The sequence below is a fragment of the Mycolicibacter arupensis genome, from assembly GCF_002086515.1.
GTDB lineage: Bacteria > Actinomycetota > Actinomycetes > Mycobacteriales > Mycobacteriaceae > Mycobacterium > Mycobacterium arupense.
The window spans coordinates 37,724-62,626 of the sequence record NZ_MVHH01000024.1 but is presented as its reverse complement, the minus strand read 5'-3'; the positions used below and the strand labels follow the sequence as shown (position 1 = coordinate 62,626).

Below are 24,903 nucleotides of genomic sequence, written 5' to 3'. Positions count from 1 at the left end.
TCACGAAGACACACCGCGTCAGACCTCCCCAGAATCACACTGAGCAGAGTCAACGCATGGGAATGAGCGCGCCGCCCTAGCGGATCGCGCCGACGATGTCGCCGGCCATCGCGCCCAGCTGCGACGACCACGAACCCCAGCCGTTGTCACCGGCCGAGAAGTCGAAGTGGCCGTTCTTGCCACGCACCTGGCGGTACTGCGAGTTGAAGTAGCGGCCGCTGCCCGCCGCCTGCGACGGGTCACCGATCATTGCGGCCGGGTTGGAGGCGCCGCCCAGCGGGGCATAGACCCAGACCCGGGTGTTGTTCTGCGCCAGCAGCGTGGCGTGCACGGTCGGGTCGTGCCACTTCCAGCGTCCCAGCTGCGGGGCACCCCACATGCCATAGGGGTCGACGCCCCCGAAGTTCTGCAGGCCGGCGCTGATCACGCCGCTCTCGGTGGTGTTGGCCGGCCCCAGGAAGCCCGACATCGAACCGGCGAAGCCGAACCGGTCGGGGTGGAAGGTGGCCAGTGCCAGCGCCCCGTAGCCACCCTGGGCCGCGCCGACCACCGCGTGCCCACCCGGCGCCAGGCCGCGATTGGCCGCCAGCCAGTCCGGCAACTCACTGGACAGGAAGGTGTCCCACTGCTTGCTGCCGTCACGCTCCCAGTTAGTGTACATGCTGTAGGCCCCACCGGCCGGTGCGACCACCGAGACGCCCTTGCCGGCCAGGGTGTTCATCGCGTTGCCCGCGGTCACCCAATTGCTCAGCTCGGGGTGCGCGTCGAACGCGTCGAGCAGGTACACCGCGTGCGGCCCCTGATTCAGGAACGCCACCGGGATGTCACGGCCCATCGACGGCGACGGGACCATGAGGTTCTCGAACTGCGCGGCCTGCGCACCCGGGCTCACGATGGCGCCACCGCCCCACAACCCCAGCATCAGCACCCCGACGCACAGCGCCCGTAGCAACTTCGACAGTCCGCTCATATCCACCTCGCTCGTCGGCACAGCTTCTCCGATGGTTCCACCCGCTGGTCACACGCCCTGACCCCGGGGGGTAGTCAATCACACGGTGCTCGCGGACAGGGCAGGAAATGACTGACGGCGACGACCCGCAGGTCGCCGCCGTCAGCGGTACATCTGTGTTCGGACTACTCGCCCGAGCTGCTGCTCGCGCCGCCCCCGGGCGTGGCGCCCAGGTGGCTCTGCAGGTCCGGCTTCATGGCCTGCAGCTGCTGGCCCCAGTACTCCCAGCTGTGGGTGCCGTACTCCGGGAAGTTGAAGACCGCATTGTGGCCGCCGGCCGCGGTGTAGAGCTCCTGGAACTTCTTGTTCGCACCGATCATGAAGTTCTGCTCGAGGAACACGGCGGGGATGTTGTCGCCACCCAGCTCGTTGGCCTTGCCGTTACCGCAGAAGACCCACAGGCGGGTGTTGTTGGCAACCAGCTTCTCCACGTTGACCGTCGGGTCGTTGCGCAACCACGCCGGGTCACTGTCGTCGCCCCACATGTCGTTCTTCTTGTAGCCGCCGGCGTCACCCATCGACAGGCCGATCCAGCCCTTACCGGTGGACGGGTTGAGGTAACCCGACAGCGAACCCGCGTAGGTGAACTGGTTGGGGTGGTAGATCGCCAGCGTCAGCGCCGACGAACCCGCCATCGACAGGCCGACCGCGGCGTTGCGGCTCTGGCTCACGCCGTACTCCGAGGCCAGGTAGGCCGGCAGCTCGCTGGTCAGGAAGGTCTCCCACTTGTAGGTGGAGCAGCCCGCCTTGCCACAGGCCGGCTTGTACCAGTCGCTGTAGAAGCTGGACTGGCCACCGACGGGCATGATCACCGAGATACCCGAGTTCAGGTACCACTCGAACGCCGGGGTGTTGATGTCCCAGCCGTTGAAGTCGTCCTGGGCGCGCATGCCGTCGAGCAGGTACAGGCCCGGGGAGTCCGAGCCACCGCTCTGGAACTGGACCTTGATGTCACGGCCCATACCCGCCGAGGGCACCTGCAGGTACTCGACCGGCAGACCGGGCCGGGAGAACGCGCTCGCTTCGGGGGTACCGCCGACGACGCCGACCAGTCCCGCCAGCAGGGCCGCGCCACCAGCGACGACCATCAACCTGTCAAGCAACTTCATCCTTGGCATCCTCATTCATTCGTTGCCGTACTTTGCTCATAGCGTGGTCCGACTCGGACCCGATCTGTGCGTGCGAACGCAACAGTGCTGAGGTAGTCAACCACAAAATGGCGGAAATCCAAGACTCGGGGTTCACCCATTGGGCTCACCCACTCGCCAAATGCCTGGTTTTGTGACAATGACGCCCGGGACCGTTTACACCCATACGAGCCGGTGAGGACCCGCTCGGTGGGCGGACACGCCCGAGGCCCCATGACGTCCGTCACATTTTCTCGGGACGGACATTCAGGGCAGCTCGGGGGGCATCCCCGTGTACACCGGTTTGGTCGGCTCCGGAATAGCCAGGCCGCAGCGCAGCAGTTCGTCACGTGGGACGCGCTCGATCCGGTACCGGGTGAAGCTCGGCGAATGCAGCACGTTGGACAGGAACCGGCGCGGACCCATGGGCGCACGCACCGAACCCAGCACCGCGGCGGTGTCGGGGCAACGCAGGGCGGCTTCCGCCTGAGCGATCCAATCCTGGTCGAGGTAGCCCGGAATCAGCGGATACCACTTGACCCAGGGACCGTCGGCCACCACCCAGTCCCGGAACAGATCCTTGTCGTGGCCGATCCGGCCGTGCTCCAGCCTCTCGGTGTGCGCCGCGATCGGATTGATGAGCCCGATCTGGTCCAGCACCCGGACGTCCAGACCGGTGTTCATGCCCAGCATGCCCATGTTGGTGAAGAAGACAGTGTGTGGTCCGGATCCGTCCGGGTCAGGCTCGGCCGGGACGCCGATCCCCGGCGGCACCGGCAGGATCACCGGCACCACATCCCATTGGTCGTAGTTGCCCGACGGCAACAGCAGCGCGCCGTCGGGGGTGGCGGCGATCGTGGTCAACACCGCACGCATTCGCGGATAACCCAGGTAGTCCGCGGCCGTCAGCGGGTGGGCGTTGCCGGTTGCCTGTGAGTAGAACCGCCGCTCGTCGACGATCCCGGAGTAGGTGACGCGGGTGGCGTCATCGCCCATGCCGTGCGAATTGGCCGCCCACAGCGCCCAGCCGGCGACAGCCAGCCACAGCAGGCCGACGGCACCGCTGAGCGGGAGGCCGGCTTCGCGCCGGAAGCGCGCACCGTCGGGCAGCAGCACGGGAATGACGGCCACCGGAGCCAGCATGCAGAACAGCGGAGCCAGCAGCACCCGGCCGTGCATGAAGTCGCCGCCCTGGCGCACCCAGTAGGCGGCCTGCAGCAGTCCACTGAACACGAAGAAACACACCACCGCGCCGGGGCTGCGCACCAGCCGGGCCCACCGTCCGACGCCGGGCGGTACCGGACGGCGCGGCCGATAGCGGACCGCGGAGCCCACCCACAGCGCGGCACCCAGCGCCGCCAGCAACACGGCGGGCACCCACAGTGCGTAGGGGGCGTTGAAGTTGGCCAGGTAGATCATGCCCTGCGACCACTTGTCGCCGGCGGCGTCCTTGGCCAGCGCCGTGCCCGGCACCAGCAGGCCGTAGTAGCCCATCCGGAAGATCTGGTAAGCCACCGGAAGCGCCCCACCGGCCACCAGGATCAGCGTGCGAGACCGCCAATCCCGGGCGGCGACCAGCATCATGATCAGTGCCCCACCGCCGATCAGCGCCAACTCGGGGCGGACCAGCACGCTGCAACCCGCCACGAAGGCCAGGCAGCCGGTGAACCAGGCACCGCGCGCTCGCGAACGCGGCATCCGCAGCGCTTGCGACCAGCAGACCAGCATCCACCACAGCAGGCCCAAGTAGGCCAGCACCAGACCGGCCTCCAGGCCGGAGGTGGCGAAGTCGCGCGCGGGCGGCAGCGCGATGTAGACCAGCGCCCCGGCCGGCAGCAGCAACGCGCGGCGGCCCTGCAGTCCGGGCGCGTAAAGCCGGGCGGCGCCGAGCATCAGCATCGCGACACCGGCCAGGCTCAACGCCAGCGCCAGCGCCAGCGCCACGTATTCCATGCGGACCGGCCCACCCAGCCAGCTGCCCAGATACATCAGGTACGTCCAGGCCGTGGAGGTGTTGGCCTCCACTCGTTCCCCGACGTTGAACACCGGGCCGTTGCCTGCCAGCAGGTTGCGCACGGTGCGCAGCACGATCAGTCCGTCATCGGAGATCCAGCGTCGCCGCCACGCGCCGATCCCGAACAGCAGCACCACCACCGCCACCCCGGCCCACGAACTCAGCCGAACGGACGGGCTGTAACGAACAGCGGGCCAGCCCAGCGGCCGGACCCCGGGGTCCGGCGCTCTGCCGCTCACGGCCCCCCGGGCGGAGCTAGCCGAAGGCGACGGCGGCACCGATTGTTCCGATCCAAGCCAGCGCCATCAGCTGCAGCACCCGGTCACGGCGCAGAATGTCCTCTGCTTCCCCGGCCATACCGCCGTCGACGTCCACCGCGTAGCGCAGGATCGCGATGACGATCGGAACGATCGACACCGCGTACCACGATCCCGAACCGTTGTCGCGCTCGAAGGCGAACAGGCTGTAGCAGACCAGCATCGCGGTAGCCGACATCGTCCAGACGAACCGCAGGTAGGTGCCGGTGTAGCTCTCCAGTGACTTGCGGATCTTGGCCCCGGTCTGCTCGGCGAGCTGCTTTTCGGCGTAGCGCTTGCCGGCCACCATGAACAGCGACCCGAACGCCATCACCAGCAGGAACCACTGGGACAACGGGATGCTGGCGGCCACGCCGCCGGCGATCGCCCGCAGCAGATATGCCGACGAGACGACGCAGATGTCCAGCACCGCCTGGTGCTTGAGCCCGAAGCAGTACGCCAGCTGCATGGCCAAATAGATGCCGATCACCAGCGCCAGGTTCGGGGTCAGCCACCAGGAGATGGCCAGCGACGCCACCCCCAGCACCGCCGCCAGGGCGTAGGCCAACCCGACCGGCACCACCCCGGCCGCGATCGGCCGGAACCGCTTGGTGGGGTGTGCCCGGTCGGCCTCCACGTCGCGGGAGTCGTTGACCAGATAGATGGCCGATGCCGCCAGCGAGAACACCACGAAGGCGATCAGCGATTTGCGGGCCAGATCGGCGTAGTCGTAGTGGACGCCGCCTCCGAGTGCGGCCAGCGGTGCGGCGACCACCAGCACGTTCTTGACCCATTGGCGGGGCCGGATGGCCTTGATGACTCCGGAGAGCAGGTTGCTCGGCGGACCGAGCTCCGAGGTTCGATCGTGCGTGTCTGAGCTCATCGGGGCTCTCCTGAGTCGTCCAGGCGGATCACCCGGTTTGTCACGGCCGCGACGGCGGCGCCCACAGCGGCACCGGTGAGCACGTCGCTGGGATAGTGCACGCCGAGCACCATCCGCGACAGCGCCATCGGCGGGATCAGCAGTGCGGGCAGGACCCCGCGCCGCAGCCCGGCCGCCTGGCCCAACAGGATGGCCGCCGCCGCGGTGGAGGTGGCGTGCGCCGAGGGGAAACTCAGTGCACTCGGGGTGGCGACGTTGACCGCGATCGCCGGGTGGTTCGGGCGCTTGCGGCGCACGATGCGCTTGATGATCACCGCGGCTGCGTGGGCGGCCAGCGTCCCGGCGCCGGCCCGTAGCCAGCTGCGGCGGTGCTGCGGCTGGATCACGGCGCCCAACGCCGCCAGCGCCAGCCAGCCCAGGCTGTGCTCACCGAAGTGCGACATCGCCCGGGCCGTCGGCAGCACGCCGGGCCGGCCGGTCAGCGCGGACTGCACGGCGACCAGCACGGCGTCTTCGCCGTGCGGGGGGACCGCATCGGGGTCACGGGCGAGTTCGGTCATGCCGAGGTGGCACCTTCGGGAAGCAGCACGGTCTCCCACTGCTGCTTGCTCGACAGTGTGGGCAGGGCCGCACGGTAGGTCCGGCGCAGGGCGTCGAAACGGCGGGCCAATTCGTATTGGCGACGCAGCGATTCGCGCAGCAGCGAGAACATCTTCTCCCGATCGCGTTGCCGGTAGACCACACCGCGACCGTCCGCGGTGGTGACGGTGACACCGTCCTGGGTGCACAGCAGGAACCAGCGGGCGTCCTGGGTGGGCACATTGAGCTGCGGACGTCGATGGTGCTCCGGCTCGGTGGCCTTCAGGTTGTGCAGGATGCCGCGGGCCAGGCGGTAGCCGATGGACAGCGGCTGCACCGGTGGGCGCATCGCCCTGCTGCGCCGCGACGGAGTCGGCAGCTCACTGGCCGCCGGCAGCACCACCGCATCGGGGTAGGTCTTGCGCAGGGCGTGGATGTCCGGCAGCGCCGACTCCAGGATCGAGAAGATGTGCTCGGGGCCGGCCATGAAGTCGTCCAGCGCCTTGTTCTGCACCGCCACCGTCGAATACTCAAGGCAGGCGAGGTGCTTCAGAGTCGCCTTGAGGTGGCTGCGGATCAGTCCGGTGATGTTGCCGTCCCAGTGCAGGGCCGCCACCATCAACCGGTTGCGCAGGTGGAAGTAGGCCTGCCAGTCGATCGCGTCGTCTTTGTCGCTCCAGGCCATGTGCCAGATCGCCGCGCCTGGCAGCGTGACGGTCGGGTAGCCGTGCTCGCCGGCGCGGATCCCGTATTCGGCGTCATCCCACTTGATGAACGAGGGGATGGGCTGGCCGATCTCCTCGGCTACCGAGCGGGGGATCATGCACATCCACCAGCCGTTGAAGTCGACGTCGATCCGCCGGTGCAGATCTGGCGATTCGGCCAGCGGGTCGGTGGCGAAGTTGTGGTCGTATTCGGTGTGCGGGGCATTGGTCCACATGAAGACGCCCGAATCGACGACCTCGCCCATGATGTGCAGGTGTGAGGGCTCCTGCAGGTTGAGCATGTGCCCGCCGATCAGGGTGGGCTTCTTGGCGAAACGGTTCAGCGCCAGCGCGCGCAGGATCGAGTCCGGCTCGATGCGGATGTCGTCGTCCATGAACAGGATCTGTTCGCAGCCGGTGTTCTTCAGCGCCTCGTACATGACCCGGCTGTAGCCGCCGGAACCGCCGAGGTTGGGCTGGTCGTGAATCGACAGCCGGTCTCCCAGTGCTGCTGCCGCCGCCTCGAAGCCGGGGTGGTCTCGCACCTTGCGGGTGCCCTGGTCGGGCACGATCACCGCGCTGATCACCTCGTCGACATCCGGATCGGAGGTCAGCGCCAGCAGCGCGTTGACGCAGTCGTCGGGCCGATTGAAGGTCGGGATGCCGACGGCGATGTCAGCCCTTCCGGGGGCCTCGACCGGGGCGTACCACCCACCGCGTTCCAGGTTGACCGCGGTGTCGGTGGTGATGTCGAACCAGATCCAGCCGCCGTCCTCGAACGGCTGCAGGCCCACCTCGAATTCGACCACCGTCGGGGTGTCGCTGTTCGCGACCGACCCGAAGGGCTTGCCGTCCACCGCGATGCGCGCGCCGGTCGCCTTGGAGCGGTAGACATCGACGCGCCCGGATCCGGTCAGCTCCAGACGCAGCACCACCGACTCGAGCGTCGACCAGCGCCGCCAGTACGACGCCGGGAAGGCATTGAAGTACGTCGCGAACGAGACTTCGGACTCCTCGCCGATCTCCAGGCTGGTGCGGGTCAGCGGGTGCGCCCGCCGATTGTTGGTCTCGGATTCCTCGATGTAGAGCTTGCGCACATCCAGCGGCTCACCCTGGCGGGGCAGGATGATCCGCGAAAGCCGGCTCACCGCGCGCGAACTGTCGGTCATGCCTTACTGCCCTCCCCCAGCGGCACACCGTCGGACAGGTGCGGCGCCAGGACGTTGTCGTACATGTTCAACGCACTGGCGATGGCCATGTGCATGTCCAGATATTGGTAGGTGCCCAGCCGGCCGCCGAAGAGCACCTTGGCCGAGTCCAGTTCGGCTTTGGCGCGCGCCCGGTACGACGCCAGGACCGCCCGATCGGCCTCGGTGTTGATCGGGTAGTAGGGCTCGTCGGTGTCATCGGCGAAACGCGAGTACTCCCGCATGATCACCGTTTTGTCGGTCGGGTAGTCGCGCTCGGGGTGGAAATGCCGGAACTCGTGAATACGGGTGAACGGCACGTCGCCGTCGTTGTAGTTCATCACCGGCGTGCCCTGATAATCGCCGGTGTCGAGCACCTCGAGTTCGAAGTCCAGGGTCCGCCAGCCGAGCTTGCCCTCGGCGTAGTCGAAGTAGCGGTCCAGCGGTCCGGTGTAGACGACCGGAGCGTCCGGGTTCGCAGCACGGAGTTCGTCGCGGACGTCGAACCAGTCGGTGTCCAGCCGCACGTCGATGCGCTCGTCGGCCGCCATGTTCTCCAGCCACGCGGTGTAGCCGTCAACCGGCAGACCCTCGTAGGTGTCGTTGAAGTAGCGGTTGTCGAAGGTGTAGCGCACCGGCAGCCGGGCGATGTTGGCCGCCGGGAGTTCCTTGGGATCGGTCTGCCACTGCTTGGCCGTGTAGTCCTTGACGAATGCCTCATACAGCGGACGCCCGATCAGGCTGATCGCCTTCTCTTCGAGGTTCTGCGCGTCTGCGGTGTCGATCTCGGCGGCCTGCTCGGCGATCAGCGCTCGGGCCTCGTCGGGGGTGAAGTAGCGGCCGAAGAACTGCGACACCAGCCCCAGACCCATCGGGAACTGGTAGGCCTGCCCACCGTGCATGGCGAACACCCGGTGCTGGTAGCCGGTGAATTCGGTGAACTGGCGCACGTAGTCCCAGACCCTCTTATTAGAGGTATGGAACAGGTGGGCACCGTACTTGTGGACCTCGATGCCGGTCTGCGGTTCCGCCTCCGAATAGGCGTTACCGCCGATGTGGGGGCGTTTCTCGACGACGAGAACACGCTTGCCGAGCTGCGTCGCTACGCGCTCGGCGATGGTCAGGCCGAAGAATCCGGAACCCACGACAAAGAGGTCAAAACGAGCGGTCATCGGCGCCAAGGGTAGCCGACCAGCGGCCGCACGCATCGTCGGCGCCCCGCGGTCACCTCGCGCCGGGGAAGGGTTGGTAGCAGTTTCCTCACGATTCGATCTCGTCACTCTTTTCACACGAGTCACACGCGTACCGTCGGTCACGTAGGTCAGATGCAAGTGCAGTAAGCGCCACGACGGCCCGAACAGAACCGGACCCGACGGCAAAACATATTGAGGAGACTTCCGTGCCGAACCGACGTCGACGCAGGCTCTCGACAACCATGAGCGCAGTCGCCGCCTTGGCGGTCGCGAGTCCGTTCGCAGTTGTCGCAGTGTCCGAGCTGGTTGCCCACAACAGCGCACCGCAGCACCACGACTTTGTTGCCGCCTCATCGGTGGCCGACCTGCCCGGTGAGCTGATCTCCGCGCTGAGCCAGGGACTGTCCCAGTTCGGGGTCAACCTCCCGCCGGTCCCCGGCTTCAACAACAGCAGCGCCTCGACGGGCATGTACCCGGGCCTGACCTCGCCGGGTCTGGGCACCCCCCGGGCTCACCGACCCGTCGCTGCTGACCCCGGGCCTCACCTCGCCCGGCCTGACCACCCCCGGGCTCACCGACCCCTCGCTGACCGCGCCGTCGCTGTCGACGCCGCCCCTGGGCACACCCGGCGTGTCGACCACGTCCGGACTGGGCACGCCCGGCCTGACCACCCCCGGACTGACCACCCCGCCGCTGGACTCGTCGCTGACCAGCCCGGGATTGACCAGTCCCGGGTTGACCAGCCCGCTGACCAGCCCCGGCCTGACCAGTCCCCTCACCAGCCCGGGCCTGACCAGTCCCGGCCTGACCAGCCCGGACACCGGGCTGCTGGGGTCTGACGGCCTGCCGCTCACCTCCCCGCTGGGCCTGGACCCGGGCCTCGACGGCACCTACCCGATCCTCGGCGACCCCTCGCTGGGGATGCCGGAGAGCAGCAGCAGCGGCGGACTCGTCAGCGACCTGATGAGCGCCGCCAACCAGCTGGGCGCCGGACAGGCCATCGACCTGCTCAAAGGTGTGGTGATCCCGTCCATCGCACAGGCCGCGCAGGGCGCTGGGCCGGCAATCGCCGCCCCGCCCCCGCCGGCGCTGCCCTGACACAGGCATACAGCGGAGCTGTTCCGCCCAACGGCACCGCAGAGTCAGCCCGCATCCGGCGGGCGCCAGAACGACTCTGCGGTGCCGTTATCCCTCGGCGGAGCGGCCTGCACGGGTAGGCGCGTGTCGCATCACCAACAACACATGACTCATACGTAACATCAGCACGTGCCAACCCGTCGTCGTCCCCTGCCGACGATCAAGCTGACCGCGACTGTCGCGACAGTGCTGATCCTGCCGTGGGCACTGAACTCCGGGGCGGCCCACAGGACAGCCAATCAGGACGGGTCACCCCCGAGCGCCGCGGCAACCAAGCTCAACCAGCAACCGCTGCCCGACCTGGAACCGGGCGTCACCGTTCGTGAGATCACCCAGGACGAGCCGTTCACTATGGTGGCGCTCACCGGCGCCGACCTGAGCGGGACGTCGGCACGGATCCGGGCCAAACGCGCCGACGGGTCATGGGGCCCGTGGTATTCGACCGCGCACGAGACCAAACAGGAGACACCGGGCCCCCGCGCTGCCGATGCACCCGCTTCAGGCCCCGACGGAACCGAGCCGGTATTCGTCGGCCGCACCACCGCCGTACAGATCGCGGTGACCCGCACCGACCCGAGTCCATCCGGCGGCGCACCCAAGACCAAGGGCCCGGCCACGACGAAGGGCCCAGCCAAAGCGCAACCTGCCCCCAAGAAGCCGGCGCCGGGACCCGATCTCGGGTACGTGCCGGCCACCGCGGCACAACCGCTTGCGCAGGGCGTCTCGGCGGTGCTGATCACGCCGCCCAAGGCCCCCGTCGACGCGCAATGGACCCCGCCGATGGCGGTACTGGCCCCAGGACAGCCGCCCAACATCATCCCGCGCAGCCACTGGGGCGCGGGCGCCTACGGCCGCTGCGGCAAGGCCGTCGAGAGCGGACCGGTTCATGCGGCCGTGGTGCACCACACGGCGGGCTCCAACGACTACTCCCCCGAAGACTCCGCGGAGATCATCCGGGCGATCTACGCCTATCACACCCGCACCCTGGGCTGGTGCGACATCGGCTACAACGCGTTGGTGGACAAATTCGGCCAGGTATTCGAGGGCAGGGCCGGCGGCCTCGCCCGCGGCATCATGGGCAGCCATGCCGGCGGCTTCAACCGCAACACCTGGGGGGTGTCGATGATCGGCACCTTCGACGACGCGCCTCCCCCACCGATCCAGCTCGAAACGGTCGGCAGGCTGTTGGGCTGGCGGCTCGGGCTGGATCGCACCGACCCGCGCGGCATGGCCGAGCTGACCTCGGGCGGGGGGTCGTTCACGAACTTTCCCCGCGGGGCATCGCTGACTTTGCCCTCGATCATCGGCCACCGCGACCTCGACGCCACCGAGTGCCCCGGCGACCAGGGCTACGTCGCGCTCAACGAGATTCGCGAGATCGCCGCCCGCTTCAATGACCCGCCAGGGCCCGAAGACCTGGCCCGGGTCATGGAGGGCGGCGCCATTCACACCCGCTGGCTGGAACTGGGCGGCATGGAGGGCATGCTCGGCGCGCCCACCTCCCCGGAGGCGATCGGCGAGGGTTCCACCAAGTACGCGACCTTCGAGCACGGCGCCATCTACTGGTCGCCGGAGACCGGTGCGCAACCCGTCACCGGGGCCATCTACGACGCGTGGGCCTCGCTGGGCTACGAGCGTGGCGTCCTGGGACTGCCGACCAGCGCCGAACTGGCCGAACCCGAGTGGGTGGGCCAGAACTTCCAGCACGGCACGCTGAACTACAACCGGGCCAACGCAACGATCATCCGGGTCGTCGACGGCAATGCCGAAGAGCTGCCCCCGCCACCTCCGGAGGGCCCGCCGGTGCAGCTGGAGCGCTTCTCGCGGGTGATCGATCCCTTCTCCCTCGGATAGCCCGTCGACTCTGCGGCCGTCAGCGCAGAGTCAACGCAGGAAGATCCGCTCCAGGACCCGGGCCAGGCCATCGTCGGTGTTGGGTGCGGTGATCTCCGCGGCCGCCGCCAGCACCTCGGGGTGGGCGTTGCCCATCGCCACACCGTGGCCTGCGCGTACCAGCATCGGAACGTCGTTGGGCATATCGCCGAAGGCCACCACCTGCTCGACCCCGAGGCCCATCGGCGCGATCAGCTCTTCGAGACCGCTGGCCTTGGTGATGCCCGGGGGCACCACCTCGATCAGGCCGTTGTTGGTGGAGTAGGTCATCTCGGCGGCCGTCCCGATATGCGGCTGCAGCTGCGCCGCCATCTCGGCGCTGGAAGTCCCTGCCATGCGGATCAACAGCTTGATCGCCGGCTGGGACAGCAGATCCTCCAGCGACACCTCGGTGTTGTCCGGGTTGAGCCAGGCGTGTTCGTAGCCCGGCGAGCTGACGAACTGCGGGGTGGCCGCATCGTGCGCGCTCAGACCGATCCGCTCCACCGCCAGACCCGCTCCCGGCAGCGCGTGGCCCACGACTTCGGCCAGCTTGACCAGGCTGTCGACCGAGAGCGTCCGCGCCGACACCACCCGATCGGTGGCCGGGTCGTAGATCACCGCACCGTTGGCGCACACCGCCATCGGGGCGAATCCGAGCGCATCGACCACCGGCGCGATCCACCGCGGCGGGCGTCCCGTCGCCAGCACGAAGTGTGTGCCGGCGTCCACGGCCGCGCGCACCGCTGCCCGGGTTCGCGGGGTGACGTTCTCGGTGTCGTCGAGCAGGGTGCCGTCGACATCGCTGGCGATCAGCGCCAGTCGATCACTGTGGGGCTGCATCAGTGCGCGCTCCGTCGGCGATCACGTTCGGCCAGCTCGGCTGCGCGCAGCTGCAGGGCTTCGTCCATAGTCGGCGCACCGCCGCCCAGCCTGCGCGGCACCCAATGCGCCCCTGCGGGGTGTGGGTACTCCATTTGCGCCTCCTCGAGCATGGCCGCCATGGTGTTCCGCAGCGCGGCGGTGCTCGCCGTCGTGTCCGCCGATGCCGCCATCGGCCGGCCGATCTTGGTCAGTACAGGAATGTGATTGCGCCACAAATTCTTTGGGTGATCTTTCGTCCAGACCCGGTGGATGCCCCAGACGATGACCGGGATCAGCGGCACGTCAGCGGCATGGGCCATCCGGGCGGCTCCCGTCTTGAACTCCTGCAGCTCGAAGCTGCGACTGATGGTGGCTTCGGGATTCAGTCCGACCAGCTCTCCGTCGGCCAGCCTCCGCACCGCCTCGTCGTAGGCTCCCGCCCCTGCGGACCGGTCGACCGGGATCAGTTTGGCGTGCCTGATCACGTAGTCGACCACCGGCACCTCGGTCATCTCGGCCTTGATCATGTACCGCAACCGGCGCCGGCGCCGCAGGGCAGCCACCGAAGCCGGATACCAGTCCAGGTAACTGGTGTGATTGACCGCGACCACTGCACCGCCCTGCTCGGGAATGTTGTCCAGGCCTTCGATCGTCACATGCGGCCCGTTCGCGGCGGCAAGCCGCGGAATCACGAGCTCCAGCGTCCGGAAGAAGGGTTCGGCCATGTCTTTACAGCTCCGTGCCCGACGGGTCGGTCTGGCTGGTGCCGGAGCTTTTGCGCCTGCGCTCCGCCAGCTCCTGCTCTTCAACGACCCTGGCCTCGTCCGGGGTCGGCGCGCCGCCGCCAAGACGCCGCGGCACCCAGAACTGACCGGCGGGGTGCGGGTACTCCTGTTGCACCTGGGCCAACATCGGCGCCATCCGCTCGCGCAGTCGGGCGCTGAGCGTGGCGGCGTCGCCGGCGGGCGCCAACGGCTCTCCCGCCAGCACGGTGACGGGAATTCCGCTGCGGAGCATTCGCGCCCTCGGGTGGCCCTTGGTCCACAGCCGGTGGGCGCCCCAGACGATCAGGGGCACGATCGGCACCCGCGCGTCCAGGGCCATCCTGGCCGCCCCAGACTTGAATTCCTTGAGCTCGAAGCTGCGACTGATGGTGGCCTCGGGGTAGACGCCCACCACTTCGCCGCAACGCAGCGCCGCCACCGCGTGCTGGTAGGCACCGGCCCCGGCCGCACGGTCCACCGGGATGGTGCCGGTGTGTTTGATCAGGTAGTTCACTACCGGCACCTGCTGCATCTCGGCTTTGATCATGAACCGCATCCGGCGGCCCCGGTAGTAGGCGGCCAGCCCGGCAGGCAGGAAATCCACATAGCCGGTGTGATTGATCGCGATCACGGCACCACCCTCGGCTGGAATGTGCTCCAGCCCGAGATAGTCGATCCGCGCCCCGGTCAGCCGCACCGCGGTGCGCGCCGTGAGCTCCATCGCGCGAAAGACCGGCTGCATGCCAGCTCTATTCCGCGGCGCCCGTCGGGCTCGGCGGCTGCTGCTGGCGCAGAGCACGCTGTTCGGCTTTGCGCGCAGCTTCGGCGGCGTCGAGTTCCAGGGCCTCGGCGGGGGTGGGGGCGCTGCCCCCCAAACGCTGAGGCACCCAGAACGCGCCGGCAGGATGCTCGGGATAGGCGTCCTGCACCTGCTCCAACAGCTCCTGCATCCGGGTCTGCAGCAGGGCCCGCAGCTCGTCGACCGGCAACGTCGGCTGTATCGGTTCGCCGATCGCCACCGTGATGGGCACCTTGGTGCGTCCCAGCTTCTTGGGATGATCCTTGGTCCAGATCCGCTGGGCGCCCCAGACGATATGCGGGATGATCGGCACCTGAGCCTCGAGAGCCATCCGGGCCGCGCCGCTCTTGAACTCCTTGAGCTCAAAGCTGCGGCTGATGGTGGCCTCGGGGTACACCCCGACCAGCTCGCCCGCCTTGAGATAGGACACGGCGGTGGCATAGGACTCCGCGCCCTGGCTGCGATCCACGGCGATGTGCCGGCAACCGCGCATGATCGGGCCGCTGAACCGGTGCTCGAACGTGTCCTTTTTGGCCATGAAGCGCACGCGCCGCCGCGGCTTCGCGTCATAGGAGGCCACCCCGGCAAACAGGAAGTCCAGGTAGCCGGTGTGGTTGATGGCGATCACCGCGCCGCCGGTGGCAGGCAGGTGCTCCCGGCCGGTCACCGTGATCTTCAAGCCCTCATAACGCCACAGCGTGTGCGCCAAGAAGGCGACAGTCCCGTACCAAGGCTCCACAGCACCAAAGCCTAGGCGATGGGGCTGGGTCCGCCGCCGGTAAACTCCCCAGGGAGGCTCTTTCAGCGTCGGGAGAAGGTACACGTGCAGGTCACCAGCGTCGGGCACGCCGGCTTCCGGATCGAGACCGCCGCGGGCAGCATCCTGTGCGACCCGTGGGTGAATCCGGCTTACTTCGCCTCGTGGTTCCCGTTCCCGGACAATTCGGCACTGGATTGGGATGCCCTCGGCGACTGCGACTACCTCTACATTTCGCACCTGCACCACGATCACTACGACCCCCGGCACCTGGCGGCGCACGTCAACAAGGACGCGGTGGTTCTGCTGCCCGATTACCCGGTGCCGGATCTGCGCCGGGCCCTGGAAGAACTGGGCTTTCATCGGTTCTACGAGACCACCGACTCGGTGCGTCACACGGTGCACGGGCCCAAGGGCGACCTGGACGTCATGATCATCGCCTTGCGGGCTCCCGCCGACGGCCCGATCGGCGACTCGGGCCTGGTGGTCTCCGACGGGGTGACCACCGTGTTCAACATGAACGACTCCCGCCCGATCGACTTAGACGTGCTGGGCGCCTTCGGGGGCATCGACGTGCACCTGCTCCAGTACTCGGGCGCCATCTGGTACCCGATGGTCTACGACATGCCCGCTCGCGCCAAAGAGGCGTTCGGCACGCAGAAGCGCCAGCGCCAGATGGACCGGGCCCGCCAGTACATCGCCCACGTCGACGCGACCTGGGTGGTTCCCTCTGCCGGGCCGCCGTGTTTCCTGGACCCCGAGCTGCGCCACCTCAACGACGACCATGACGATCCCGCCAATATCTTCCCCGACGAGATGGTGTTCCTGGATCAGATGCGCCGCAACGGTCACGACGGCGGGTTGCTGATGATTCCCGGCAGCACAGCGAGTTTCACTGGCGCGCACTTGGATTCGCTGAACCACCCGCTGCCCGTCGAGGCTGTCGAGGCCATCTTCACCACCGGTAAGGCCGACTACATCGCCGCCTACGCCGAGCGAATGGCACCGGTTCTGGCTGCCGAGAAGGCCGCGTGGGCGCCGGCAGCGGGGCCGGCGATGCTCGAACCCCTGCGGGCGCTGTTCGAGCCGATCATGGCCCGCAGCAATGAGATCTGCGACGGCATCGGCTATCCCGTCGAGCTGGTACTCGACGGTGCGGGCCACACCGAGACGGTGGTGCTGGACTTCCCCAAACGGATGGTTCGCGAGCCGATTCCGGGCGAGAAGTTCCGTTACGGCTTCGGCATTCCACCCGAGTTGGTGCGAACTGTGTTGCGCGATGACGAACCGGACTGGGTCAACACCATCTTCTTGTCCACCAGGTTCCGGGCGTGGCGGGTCGGTGGCTACAACGAATACCTCTACACGTTCTTCAAGTGCCTCACCGAGGACCGGATCGTCTACGCCGAAGGGTGGTTCGGCGAGAGCCACGACGACTCGGCGACGATCACGCTGGGCGACTGGCAGATTCAGCGCCGCTGTCCGCACATGAAGGCCGACCTGTCGAAGGTCGGGGTGGTCGAGGGCAAAACCCTGACCTGCAATCAGCACGGCTGGGAATGGGATCTGGAAACCGGCCGCTGCCTGACCACCAAGGGCCACGAGCTGCGTTGCGAGAAGGTATGACCGGCGACTCCTACGACGATGGCCTGGTAGCCCTGGATCGCCGGGCGATCACGTTGCGTCGCTACCACTTCCCCTCCGGCACCTCCAAGGTGATCCCACTGTCGGCGGTGCGCGGCTACCGCGCCGAGCCCTTGGGCATGCTGACCCACCGATTCCGCATCTGGGGCAGCTCGGACCTCCGGCGCTGGCTGCCACTGGACATCGGACGCCCGATGCGATCAACCCTGATCACCCTGGAGCTCGACGGTGACTCGTGGCCGCAGCCGGCGTTCACTCCGGCCGACCCGCAGACCTTCACGACGTTGCTCGACGAGCTGCTCTCGGGCCGGTAAGCGCGGCCCGGCGCCGCGATCAGCGGTCGGCCAGCACCTGCTGAGCGGCGTTGTAGCCCGGAATGAAGGTGATCCCCGGGCCCCCATGACAGCCCGCGCTACCCAGATACAACCCCTCCACCGGTAACGGCTGCCCGAGAAAGCCCCGCGGCCCGGGCCGGTTGGGGCCGATCTGATCGGGGTTGAGCAGGCCATGGCAGTAGTCGCCGCCGGGCGCGCCGAACATGGTGCCCATATGCCGCGGGGTGAATGTGGTGTGCCGGGTGATGCTGCCTTCGAAGTTGGGGGCCAGTCTGGTGATCTTGTCGATCACCCGCTGACCCATCTCGACCTTCATCTCGCCGTAGTTGCCGTCGCCCTCGATGGGGAACCACAGCGCGAAGGCCGAAGCGGCGTGCTTGCCCGGCGGGGCCAGATCCGGGTCGTGCAGCGACGGAATCTGCAGGACCACAGTCGGATCGGCCGGGACGATGCCGCGTCGCGCGTCCTCCCACTGCTGCTGCACCTCCTCGGGCGTGCAGAAGATTCCCAGGGACGCCTGCATCGCGGGGTCGTTGAGGGCCTCGTACGGAGCGACGAACTCCGGCGCCTGCTCCAACGCGAAATGCATCTGCAGGTAGCTGCCCCGGTGATCGGTTCTGGCGTAGCGCGCACGGACGTCTTCGGGGACGGCGGCGGCGTCGAGCAGCCCGGTGACGGTGAGGTCGGGCGCAATGGCCGACACCACCACCGGTGCGCTCACGGTCTCTCCGGACTCGGTGCGCACTCCGGTGACCCGGCCGTCGGCGACCAGGATCTCCGCTACCGCGGCACGGAGTCGCAGCTGGCCACCCAGCCCGGTGAAGGTCTTGTGCAGGTGCCCGGTGAGCGCACCGATCCCGCCGCGCAGCTTCTTCATCAGCACGGTGTTCTCGTCGGGTACGCCCAGGCCGAATGCCAAGGCCGCGGCGCTGCCCGGCGTGGCGGGGCCGCGGTAGAGGGTGTTGACGGCCAGCACGGTGAAAGATCCGCGCAGCGCAGCGTGCTTCTCGCGGTCCGGCAGATAGCGATCCAGTACGTCGGTGACCGAGCCGAACAGCATGTCGTCGATAGCCGATCGCTCGAATTCACTTTCGGCACAGGCATACATCTCGTCCAGCGTCTTGGGCGGGCGACCCGCTTCGAACCGGCCCAACGCCCGGGTCGGGGCCTGACTCCACGCCAACAGTCCGGCCATGCCGTTGACGGCCTCGGCGCCGTGTACCTCACTGAGGTGGGTGAACAGCTTCATCGGATCGGTGTACTGGATCAGCGGGTCATCCCCCACGCCGCGCATCGCCACCGACATCACCTCGAGGTCGAGGCTCTCCAACCCGTCCAGTCCCAGCTCCGCGCTGACCACCGCCGACGTCGGGAACTGCACCGAGCCGGCGATCTCGAACCGGTAGCCGTCAAACAGTTCCACCGTGGAGGCCATCCCCCCGGCATAGAGTCCGGCTTCCAGGCACAACGTGCGTAACCCGGCCCGCTGCAAGATGAGCGCCGCGGCCAGGCCGTTGTGTCCGGCGCCAATGACGATCGCGTCGTAATCCGTCATCTGTCCGCCCTTCCGCTTTCGGGGAACGCTGGCACGCAGTGACAGTTTTGTCAATATTGACGTAACTAAAGGGTCCTCAGCGAGTCCAGCGCGGTCCGGCACATCCGGGCCAGCTCGGCCAGCGAGCGATCTGCGCCCAGCATCCAGACCTCCATCGCGGCGAACACGGCGGCAGCAATGCAGCGCGCTGTCACCGCAACCCGTAGCGGGTCGGCCGCCGACGAGGGGGCTGCGGCGCGCAGCCGCTCGGCCACCGCGTCGGCGAAGTCGGCCTCGACCTGCCGGATGTGGCGCACAATGCGCTCCGGGTCGAGTTCCTCGGCGCGCAACGCGGCGATCCGCGTCACCGCCTCCACGTCGTAAGGGAAGGCAAAGATCGCTGCCTGCACGGATTCGATCACCGGCTCGGCCGGCGGGCGCCCGGACAGCGCACTGCGGAACCACTGCAGTCCGGCGTCGTAGTCGGCGAACAGCAGGTCGTGTTTGGACGTGAAATGCCGGTAGAAGGTCCGCAGCGACACCCCGGCATCCGCGGCGATCTGCTCGGCGGAGGTGTCCTCCACACCCTGCGCCAGAAACCGGACCAACGCGGCCCGCCGCAACGCTTCGCGGGTGCGTTCACTGCGCGCGGTCTGCGGCGCTCGAGGCATGGAGGTAAAGATACCGCGCCGCCGCTGCGCCATGGACGTCAATATTGACAAAACTTGCGGCGCATGGTGACACTGGCCACATGATCTCGCTCATCGTGCATGCGGTGCTTGGCCTGGCGACAGTCTGGTGGATCGTGACATCCAACCGCCCGGTCTTTGCGAAACCAGAAGGTGGCAAGGCGTTCTCACCGCTGGAAGTGGCGTTCTACGTGGTCGGCATCGCCTCGATCGCGTTGGGCTGGTACTTCAACATCCGATTCGTCAACGAGTACGCGCACGGACCCAACCACAATCCGATCTGGGGACCGGGCAGTTGGACGCACTACATCCAGCTGATGTACACCAATCCGGCGGCCGGTTCGGCGAGCCAGGATTACACCATCATCAACGTCGTCCTGCTGCCGCTGTTCACCATTGTCGACGGCTATCGGCGAGGCCTGCGACGCCCGTGGCTGTACTTCGTGTCGAGCCTGTTCACCAGTTGCGCATTCGCCTACGCCTTCTACTTCGCGACCATCGAACGCCAGCACCGGCACGCCAAGGACGCGTCCTAGCTCCGCCGTGCCGCTGGAGGCCGCGCGCCGCTAGGCTGGCCGCGACAAGGAGGAGGACGGTCGTGGCCAAGCCGGTGGCGCCGCGCGGATCCGCGCGCGAGCGGGTGCTGCAGGCTGCGCTGGACCTGTTCATCGAGCACAGCGTGGGCGGTACGTCCATGCAGATGATCGCCGACCGGCTGGGCGTCAGTAAGCCGGCCGTGTACTACCAATTCCGGTCCCGCGACGACATCGTCGTCGCACTGGTGGAGCCGATGTTCGACGACATCGTCCGGGTCATCAAGATCGCCCAGGCCATGCCCACCCCGCAGGGTAAGCGAGACGTGACGGTGAGCGGCGTCGTCGAACTCGCGGTGCGCTATCGCCGCTTGACGTTCCTGTTCTATGACCGCGCCGTGGAGCATGCGGTGCGCTCCCGCGAAGACTTCATGGCCGTCAGCGATGACGCGGCGGCAATCGTCCGCGGCCCCGAACCGGATGCGACAGCCCGCGTGATCACGACCGCGCTGATGGCGGGAACCTTCACCGCGGCAGCCGATCCAGAGCTCGCCGACATCGCCGACGAGGAACTGCACGAGATCCTGCTGACCATCGCCCGGCGGGTGGTGCAACCGCTGTCCTGATCGGTCAGGTCCAGCTCCACACGCCCGTGTCCTGTGCGGGGTACTGCTCGCAGACGTCGGTGGTCCGGGCCGCGACCCCATGATTGTTGAAGAACAGCTTGGACCAGTTCGGCCATGCAAAGGCCAACTTCTCGTAGTAGATGTCGGTGGCCACGTTCTCCGAGTAGGCGCGCCGGCCGGAGTAATCCATCGCGTAGAACCAGTGGATCCGGTCCTGTACAGCCTGATGCAGCTGTGGAGATTTGTTGTTGTAGTCGATCATGTAGCGCTCGTAGTAGATGGGGGTGACGTCGCGGGCGGCCGCCATGATCTGTTCGGCCGTGCAGCCGGTGTGCAACATCCGGTTGGGAATCGGAAAGTTCTCGGTCGCATCCGCTGCCGCAGGTCCCGCGGCGGCCATGCCGGCCAGCAACAGGGCCAGAGCCCAGCTCCTGCGGTTCATCGGATACCTCCGGCCTGCTCCAGAACGATCGTCTTGTCGGGGCAGTAGGTGCTCAGCGCGGTACCCACGAATTGCCAGGCCTGCTCGGTGTCGCTGCCATGGAGGTTGTTACCCACGAACGCCACCGAGTCGAAGGCGTTGTGGTCGACGCCGTTGACCAGCCGCTTGCAGACGAGCTTGCCAAGCCAGGCGTTGTAGTCGCGTGCACCGTAGATGCCATAACCGTGCAACCTCTCGGCGAAATCGGTGTCGACATCGGCGTGGCTGGGCGCCGCGAACACCGTTGCCACCACGGCAGCTGCGAATACGCAACGTGCGGGCCTCATCACCAACCGCTCCGATGCGCTCCGCCGCCAGACTCAACGAGCTGGTCGCTCGGGTCGCGCTGCAACGGCACCGGCCACGGCGAAGGCTTAGGCCGCTGTCGCGGGACCTGCGGCCACCAGAACCACTTCCCCAGCAGCGTCGCGATCGACGGCGTCATGAATGAACGGATGATCAATGTGTCGAGCAGCAGACCCAGTCCGATCGTGGTACCGACCTGGCCTATCACGCGCAGTTCACTGATCGCCATGGTCATCATCGTGAAGGCGAACACCAGTCCCGCCGCGGTGACCACCGAACCGCTGCCACCCATCGCGCGGATCATGCCGGTGTGCAACCCGGCGTGAATCTCCTCGCGCAGGCGCGAGACCAGCAGCAGGTTGTAGTCGGCGCCCACCGCCAACAGGATGATCACCGCCATGGCCATCACCATCCAGTGAACCTGCAGTCCGATGATGTTCTGCCACAACAACACCGACAGTCCGAACGCACTGCCCAGCGAAACCACCACGGTGCCCACGATCACCAGGGCGGCCACCACGGCTCGGGTGATCACCAGCATGATGATGAAGATCAGGCACAGTGCTGCAATCCCGGCGATCATGAGGTCGTAGTTGGAGCCCTCCTGCATGTCCTTGAACATCGCAGCGGTGCCGCCGACGTAGATCTTCGAGCCCTCCCACGGCGTCGTCTTCATGGCCTCCTTGGCGGCAAGCTTGATCGCATCGATGTGCTCGATACCTTCCGCACTGAGTGGATCGCCCTCGTGATTGACGATGAACCGCACCGCGCGCCCATCCGGCGACACGAAACTCTTCATGCCGCGCTGAAACTCGGCGTTGTCGAAGATCTCCGGCGGCAGATAGAACGAGTCGTCATTACGAGCCTTGTCGAAGGCCTCCCCCATGGCAGCCGGGTCACCCTGGGCTTCTTGCGCCTGCTTGGCCAGTCCACTCTGGGTGGCATACATGGTCAGCATCATGGCCTTGGTGTTCTTCATCATCTGGATCATCGGCGGCATCAGCGTGAGCATCTGCGGAAGCTGCGCCGCCATCGCATCCATGTCCGGAACGATCTGCTTGAAGTTGTCGGTCATGGTGTCGACACCGTCCATGGCGTCGAAGACCGACCGCAGCGCGTGGCAGACCGGGATGTCGAAACAGTGCGGTTCCCAATAGAAGTAGCTGCGCATCGGCCGGAAGAAGTCATCGAAGTTGGCGATGTCGTCCCGCAGCTCTTCGATGTCGTCGACCATCAGGTGCATCTTGCCCACCATGCGCCCCATGGTGGCGTTCATCTGCTCCATCAGTTCGATCATCTTGGTCATCGCGTCGATGTTGACCTGCATGTCCTCGGCCTGCGCCAGCATCTCCGCGGTGCGGTCGTCGTTGAACTTTCGGGTCATGTCCTGGCTGACGGCCTGCATCCCGAGCATGTAGCCAAAGGTGGAGTGCTCCATCGGAATGCCCTGCGGCCGGGTGATGGACATGACCCGAGAGACGCCTTGCACGCCCGTGACTCGTTTGGCGATTCGCTCGATGACCAGAAAGTCCGCAGAATTTCGGATGTCGTGGTCCGTCTCGATCATGAGCATCTCGGGGTTCATCCGCGCGGAGGGGAAGTGCCGGTCCGAGGCCAGGAACCCCTGGTTGGCGGGCAGATCGGCGGGCATGTACTCGCGGTCGTTGTAGCCCGGCCGGTATCCGGGCAGGGCCAGAATCCCGACCAGCGCTGCGGCTGTCGCAGCGATCAGGATCGGTCCCGGCCAACGGCTCACCGCCGCACCGATTTTCCGCCAGCCGCGGCCGCGGTTGGCCCGCTTGGGTTCGAGCAGCGTGCCGAATCGGCTGGCCACCGCGATCACCGCCGACCCCATCGTCAAAGAGGTGATGACGACGATGGTCATGCCGATCCCCAGCGGTATCCCCAAGGATTGGAAGTAGGGCAACCGGGTGAAATGCAGGCACAGCGTGGCGCCCGCGATGGTCATGCCCGAGCCCAGCACCACATGCGCCGTGCTGGCAAACATGGTGTAGTACGCCTGTTCCCGGTCTTCACCGGCGCTGCGCGCCTCCTGGTACCGGCCGATCAGGAAGATCGCGTAGTCGGTGGCCGCCGCGATTGCCAGGGTCACCAGCAGGTTGGTGGCGAAGGGCGAGAGCCCGATCAGACCGTGATAGCCCAGGAACGCCACGATCCCCCGAGCCGACGCCAGTCCGGTCACCACCATCGCCAGCGCCAGCAGCACGGTGGTGATCGAACGGTAGACCGTCAGCATCATGGTGATGATGACCACGAAGGTCAGCGACTCGATCACGCGCATGCTGCGGGTGCCGGCCTTGTCCTGATCGGCCGCCAGCGCCGCCCCGCCGGTCACATACGCCTTCACCCCCGGCGGTGCGGTGACACTGTCGACCGCCTCGTTGACCGCCCTGACCGATTCATTGGCCAGGGCCTCACCCTGGTTGCCCGCGGTATATATCTGCACGTACGCGGCTTTGCCGTCTGGGCTCTGGGCTCCGGCGGCGGTCAGGCGATCACCCCAGAAGTCCTGGACGTGTTCGACGTGAGTGGTGTCGGCCTTGAGTTTGGCGACGATCTGGTCGTAGTAGTGGTGGGCCTCAGCGCCCAGCGGCTCCTCGCCTTCAAGGACCAGCATGACCGAGCTGTTGGAGGTGAATTCCTTGAACACCTCGCCCTGGCGTTTGACCGCGATCATCGACGGCGCCTCTTCCGGCGTCATCTGCACCGCCGCCATCTCGGCGACCTTCTCCAGTTGGGGGACGGTCACATTCGCCAGCACGATGATGCCGATCCAGGCCAGCATGATCGGGACAGCCAGGCGCCGGATCCAGGTGGCGATCCGGCCGCGCTGGGCACCGTGGGGGGAATTGTCGGTTCGGTTGCTCATGCGGATTTCACCAAGCAGAAGGTCAGGGCGCTGGCGCCGGTGGTGGTTCGTTCGTCCTTGAGCTCGTCGTCGATGCTGATGCGGCAGCCCAGCACGGAGCCCTTGCCCTGCGCGTAGAGGTTGGGCGAGACCGCCGACAACGTGGTGCTCAGGGTCACCGACCAGGGCAGCGCTGCGGCGTCGACCCGCTGCGGCCTGCTGTCGAGGTCGAGGTAGCTGATGTCGGCGGTCGCGCCGGGTTCACCGAAGACCTCATAGGTGACGACCTTCGGGTTGTAGGGCTTGGTGTCGTCGACCTTGGCGCTGATGAGGTTGGAGTTCTCGCCGCCGAAGTAGGTACGCACCCGCAGCACCGTCAGCGTCCCGAGCGCCACCACCACCACGATGAGCAGCGGCATCCACGCCCGCCGCAACGCCTTCATCGAGCCGTCCCGGCCTTGGCGGTGGCTTTGCGGACCACCACCAGGACCTCGGTGTCGGCCGCGTATCGCTTGGCCGCGACGCCCAGTTCGACGATCGCCTGGAACAACGGATGATCACCGGCCACCATCTCCGGCGCGTCGACCACATAGGCCGTAACGCCCTGGGTCACCCGGGCTGCGCCGGGGGTGGCCGATTCAGGTCCAGACAGCCTGTGCACCTGCGAATTCAGCATCGGAAGGCCCTCTCTGCCCAGATCT

Annotated in this window: 23 protein-coding genes and 1 pseudogene; 6 read left to right on the top strand and 18 right to left on the bottom strand. The window is 67.2% G+C overall.

The genetic code is table 11. The features are described 5' to 3' along the window. Window positions 1-76: 76 nt before the first annotated feature. From BST15_RS12765 to glf, 7 genes are all read right to left on the bottom strand, one after another. Window positions 77-970 (bottom strand): alpha/beta hydrolase-fold protein, encoded by an 894-nt coding sequence (locus tag BST15_RS12765; protein WP_046190819.1) that lies wholly within the window; start codon window positions 968-970, stop codon window positions 77-79. Between the two features lie 164 nt (window positions 971-1,134). Next, the gene (locus tag BST15_RS12760) at window positions 1,135-2,127 is read right to left on the bottom strand and encodes an esterase family protein (RefSeq protein WP_046190820.1); all 993 of its coding nucleotides are present in this window, start codon (window positions 2,125-2,127) and stop codon (window positions 1,135-1,137) included. 276 nt (window positions 2,128-2,403) lie between these two features. Next, a complete protein-coding gene (aftB, locus tag BST15_RS12755; RefSeq protein ID WP_046190821.1) occupies window positions 2,404-4,428 on the bottom strand; it encodes a terminal beta-(1->2)-arabinofuranosyltransferase in 2,025 nt (674 codons plus the stop codon). Beyond that, window positions 4,406-5,329, bottom strand: a complete 924-nt coding sequence (locus tag BST15_RS12750; protein WP_046190822.1) for a decaprenyl-phosphate phosphoribosyltransferase — start codon at window positions 5,327-5,329, stop codon at window positions 4,406-4,408. The genes aftB and BST15_RS12750 overlap by 23 nt, the downstream gene beginning before the upstream one ends. Then, window positions 5,326-5,889, bottom strand: a complete 564-nt coding sequence (locus BST15_RS12745; RefSeq protein WP_046190823.1) for a phosphatase PAP2 family protein — start codon at window positions 5,887-5,889, stop codon at window positions 5,326-5,328. The genes BST15_RS12750 and BST15_RS12745 overlap by 4 nt, the downstream gene beginning before the upstream one ends. Continuing rightward, window positions 5,886-7,781: a glycosyltransferase gene (locus BST15_RS12740; RefSeq protein WP_046190824.1), complete on the bottom strand. Its 1,896-nt coding sequence runs from the start codon at window positions 7,779-7,781 to the stop codon at window positions 5,886-5,888. The genes BST15_RS12745 and BST15_RS12740 overlap by 4 nt, the downstream gene beginning before the upstream one ends. After that, a complete protein-coding gene (gene glf, locus BST15_RS12735) occupies window positions 7,778-8,980 on the bottom strand; it encodes a UDP-galactopyranose mutase (protein WP_188108836.1) in 1,203 nt (400 codons plus the stop codon). The genes BST15_RS12740 and glf overlap by 4 nt, the downstream gene beginning before the upstream one ends. Before the next feature lie 218 nt (window positions 8,981-9,198). Here glf and BST15_RS12730 point away from each other — a divergent pair. Both BST15_RS12730 and BST15_RS12725 read left to right on the top strand, forming a co-directional pair. Next, a pseudogene (locus BST15_RS12730) lies at window positions 9,199-10,090 on the top strand (hypothetical protein). A gap of 168 nt (window positions 10,091-10,258) precedes the next feature. Beyond that, a complete protein-coding gene (locus BST15_RS12725; protein ID WP_046190827.1) occupies window positions 10,259-11,983 on the top strand; it encodes an N-acetylmuramoyl-L-alanine amidase in 1,725 nt (574 codons plus the stop codon). 30 nt (window positions 11,984-12,013) lie between these two features. On the opposite strand, the gene BST15_RS12720 is transcribed toward BST15_RS12725, so the two are convergent. Genes BST15_RS12720 through BST15_RS12705 form a run of 4 tightly spaced genes read right to left on the bottom strand, consistent with a single transcriptional unit; the run spans window position 12,014 to window position 15,167 of the window. After that, window positions 12,014-12,844 (bottom strand): Cof-type HAD-IIB family hydrolase, encoded by an 831-nt coding sequence (locus tag BST15_RS12720; protein ID WP_046190828.1) that lies wholly within the window; start codon window positions 12,842-12,844, stop codon window positions 12,014-12,016. Continuing rightward, window positions 12,844-13,590, bottom strand: coding sequence for a lysophospholipid acyltransferase family protein (locus tag BST15_RS12715; RefSeq protein WP_046190829.1), 747 nt, complete (start codon window positions 13,588-13,590; stop codon window positions 12,844-12,846). The genes BST15_RS12720 and BST15_RS12715 overlap by 1 nt, the downstream gene beginning before the upstream one ends. Window positions 13,591-13,594: 4 nt before the next feature. Continuing rightward, window positions 13,595-14,371 (bottom strand): lysophospholipid acyltransferase family protein, encoded by a 777-nt coding sequence (locus BST15_RS12710; protein ID WP_046190830.1) that lies wholly within the window; start codon window positions 14,369-14,371, stop codon window positions 13,595-13,597. A 7-nt stretch (window positions 14,372-14,378) separates the two neighbouring features. After that, window positions 14,379-15,167, bottom strand: a complete 789-nt coding sequence (locus tag BST15_RS12705; RefSeq protein WP_046686410.1) for a lysophospholipid acyltransferase family protein — start codon at window positions 15,165-15,167, stop codon at window positions 14,379-14,381. 84 nt (window positions 15,168-15,251) lie between these two features. Here BST15_RS12705 and BST15_RS12700 point away from each other — a divergent pair, with 84 nt between their 5' ends. After that, a complete protein-coding gene (locus tag BST15_RS12700; RefSeq protein WP_046189560.1) occupies window positions 15,252-16,811 on the top strand; it encodes an MBL fold metallo-hydrolase in 1,560 nt (519 codons plus the stop codon). Then, window positions 16,808-17,143 (top strand): hypothetical protein, encoded by a 336-nt coding sequence (locus tag BST15_RS12695; protein WP_046189559.1) that lies wholly within the window; start codon window positions 16,808-16,810, stop codon window positions 17,141-17,143. The genes BST15_RS12700 and BST15_RS12695 overlap by 4 nt, the downstream gene beginning before the upstream one ends. A 19-nt stretch (window positions 17,144-17,162) precedes the next feature. On the opposite strand, the gene BST15_RS12690 is transcribed toward BST15_RS12695, so the two are convergent. Continuing rightward, window positions 17,163-18,719 carry a phytoene desaturase family protein gene (locus BST15_RS12690; RefSeq protein WP_046189558.1) on the bottom strand — a complete coding sequence of 519 codons (1,557 nt, stop codon included), beginning with the start codon at window positions 18,717-18,719 and terminating at the stop codon, window positions 17,163-17,165. A 65-nt stretch (window positions 18,720-18,784) separates the two neighbouring features. Next, window positions 18,785-19,369, bottom strand: a complete 585-nt coding sequence (locus BST15_RS12685) for a TetR/AcrR family transcriptional regulator (RefSeq protein ID WP_046189567.1) — start codon at window positions 19,367-19,369, stop codon at window positions 18,785-18,787. Between the two features lie 80 nt (window positions 19,370-19,449). Here BST15_RS12685 and BST15_RS12680 point away from each other — a divergent pair, with 80 nt between their 5' ends. Together BST15_RS12680 and BST15_RS12675 are read left to right on the top strand one after the other, a co-directional pair. Next, complete coding sequence (locus BST15_RS12680; protein WP_046189557.1) at window positions 19,450-19,923, top strand: DUF2834 domain-containing protein; 474 nt, start codon at window positions 19,450-19,452, stop codon at window positions 19,921-19,923. Between the two features lie 62 nt (window positions 19,924-19,985). Then, a complete protein-coding gene (locus BST15_RS12675) occupies window positions 19,986-20,546 on the top strand; it encodes a TetR/AcrR family transcriptional regulator (RefSeq protein ID WP_046189556.1) in 561 nt (186 codons plus the stop codon). Window positions 20,547-20,550: 4 nt separating this feature from the next. Here BST15_RS12675 and BST15_RS12670 read toward each other — a convergent pair whose 3' ends face one another. Genes BST15_RS12670 through BST15_RS12650 form a run of 5 tightly spaced genes read right to left on the bottom strand, consistent with a single transcriptional unit; the run spans window position 20,551 to window position 24,878 of the window. Further along, entirely contained in the window at window positions 20,551-20,988 is a 438-nt protein-coding gene (locus BST15_RS12670; protein WP_046189555.1) for a DUF5078 domain-containing protein, read from the bottom strand. Continuing rightward, entirely contained in the window at window positions 20,985-21,314 is a 330-nt protein-coding gene (locus BST15_RS12665; RefSeq protein ID WP_046189554.1) for a DUF732 domain-containing protein, read from the bottom strand. The genes BST15_RS12670 and BST15_RS12665 overlap by 4 nt, the downstream gene beginning before the upstream one ends. After that, window positions 21,314-24,223 (bottom strand): MMPL/RND family transporter, encoded by a 2,910-nt coding sequence (locus BST15_RS12660; RefSeq protein ID WP_046189553.1) that lies wholly within the window; start codon window positions 24,221-24,223, stop codon window positions 21,314-21,316. Before BST15_RS12660 ends, BST15_RS12665 begins: the two co-directional genes overlap by 1 nt. Then, on the bottom strand, window positions 24,220-24,645 hold the full coding sequence (locus BST15_RS12655; RefSeq protein WP_046189552.1) for an MmpS family transport accessory protein: 426 nt from the start codon (window positions 24,643-24,645) through the stop codon (window positions 24,220-24,222). Before BST15_RS12655 ends, BST15_RS12660 begins: the two co-directional genes overlap by 4 nt. Further along, complete coding sequence (locus BST15_RS12650) at window positions 24,642-24,878, bottom strand: hypothetical protein (protein ID WP_046189551.1); 237 nt, start codon at window positions 24,876-24,878, stop codon at window positions 24,642-24,644. The genes BST15_RS12655 and BST15_RS12650 overlap by 4 nt, the downstream gene beginning before the upstream one ends. Window positions 24,879-24,903 lie beyond the last annotated feature (25 nt).

Excerpts from the sequence above, each read along its gene's own strand:
- BST15_RS12765 (WP_046190819.1), bottom strand. The coding sequence starts at position 970 with ATGAGCGGACTGTCGAAGTTGCTACGGGCGCTGTGCGTCGGGGTGCTG.
- BST15_RS12760 (WP_046190820.1), bottom strand. The coding sequence starts at position 2,127 with ATGCCAAGGATGAAGTTGCTTGACAGGTTGATGGTCGTCGCTGGTGGC.
- BST15_RS12750 (WP_046190822.1), bottom strand. The coding sequence starts at position 5,329 with ATGAGCTCAGACACGCACGATCGAACCTCGGAGCTCGGTCCGCCGAGC.
- BST15_RS12745 (WP_046190823.1), bottom strand. The coding sequence starts at position 5,889 with ATGACCGAACTCGCCCGTGACCCCGATGCGGTCCCCCCGCACGGCGAA.
- BST15_RS12740 (WP_046190824.1), bottom strand. The coding sequence starts at position 7,781 with ATGACCGACAGTTCGCGCGCGGTGAGCCGGCTTTCGCGGATCATCCTG.
- BST15_RS12720 (WP_046190828.1), bottom strand. The coding sequence starts at position 12,844 with ATGCAGCCCCACAGTGATCGACTGGCGCTGATCGCCAGCGATGTCGAC.
- BST15_RS12715 (WP_046190829.1), bottom strand. The coding sequence starts at position 13,590 with ATGGCCGAACCCTTCTTCCGGACGCTGGAGCTCGTGATTCCGCGGCTT.
- BST15_RS12710 (WP_046190830.1), bottom strand. The coding sequence starts at position 14,371 with ATGCAGCCGGTCTTTCGCGCGATGGAGCTCACGGCGCGCACCGCGGTG.
- BST15_RS12695 (WP_046189559.1), top strand. The coding sequence starts at position 16,808 with ATGACCGGCGACTCCTACGACGATGGCCTGGTAGCCCTGGATCGCCGG.
- BST15_RS12690 (WP_046189558.1), bottom strand. The coding sequence starts at position 18,719 with ATGACGGATTACGACGCGATCGTCATTGGCGCCGGACACAACGGCCTG.
- BST15_RS12685 (WP_046189567.1), bottom strand. The coding sequence starts at position 19,369 with ATGCCTCGAGCGCCGCAGACCGCGCGCAGTGAACGCACCCGCGAAGCG.
- BST15_RS12680 (WP_046189557.1), top strand. The coding sequence starts at position 19,450 with ATGATCTCGCTCATCGTGCATGCGGTGCTTGGCCTGGCGACAGTCTGG.
- BST15_RS12670 (WP_046189555.1), bottom strand. The coding sequence starts at position 20,988 with ATGAACCGCAGGAGCTGGGCTCTGGCCCTGTTGCTGGCCGGCATGGCC.
- BST15_RS12665 (WP_046189554.1), bottom strand. The coding sequence starts at position 21,314 with ATGAGGCCCGCACGTTGCGTATTCGCAGCTGCCGTGGTGGCAACGGTG.
- BST15_RS12660 (WP_046189553.1), bottom strand. The coding sequence starts at position 24,223 with ATGAGCAACCGAACCGACAATTCCCCCCACGGTGCCCAGCGCGGCCGG.
- BST15_RS12655 (WP_046189552.1), bottom strand. The coding sequence starts at position 24,645 with ATGAAGGCGTTGCGGCGGGCGTGGATGCCGCTGCTCATCGTGGTGGTG.
- BST15_RS12650 (WP_046189551.1), bottom strand. The coding sequence starts at position 24,878 with ATGCTGAATTCGCAGGTGCACAGGCTGTCTGGACCTGAATCGGCCACC.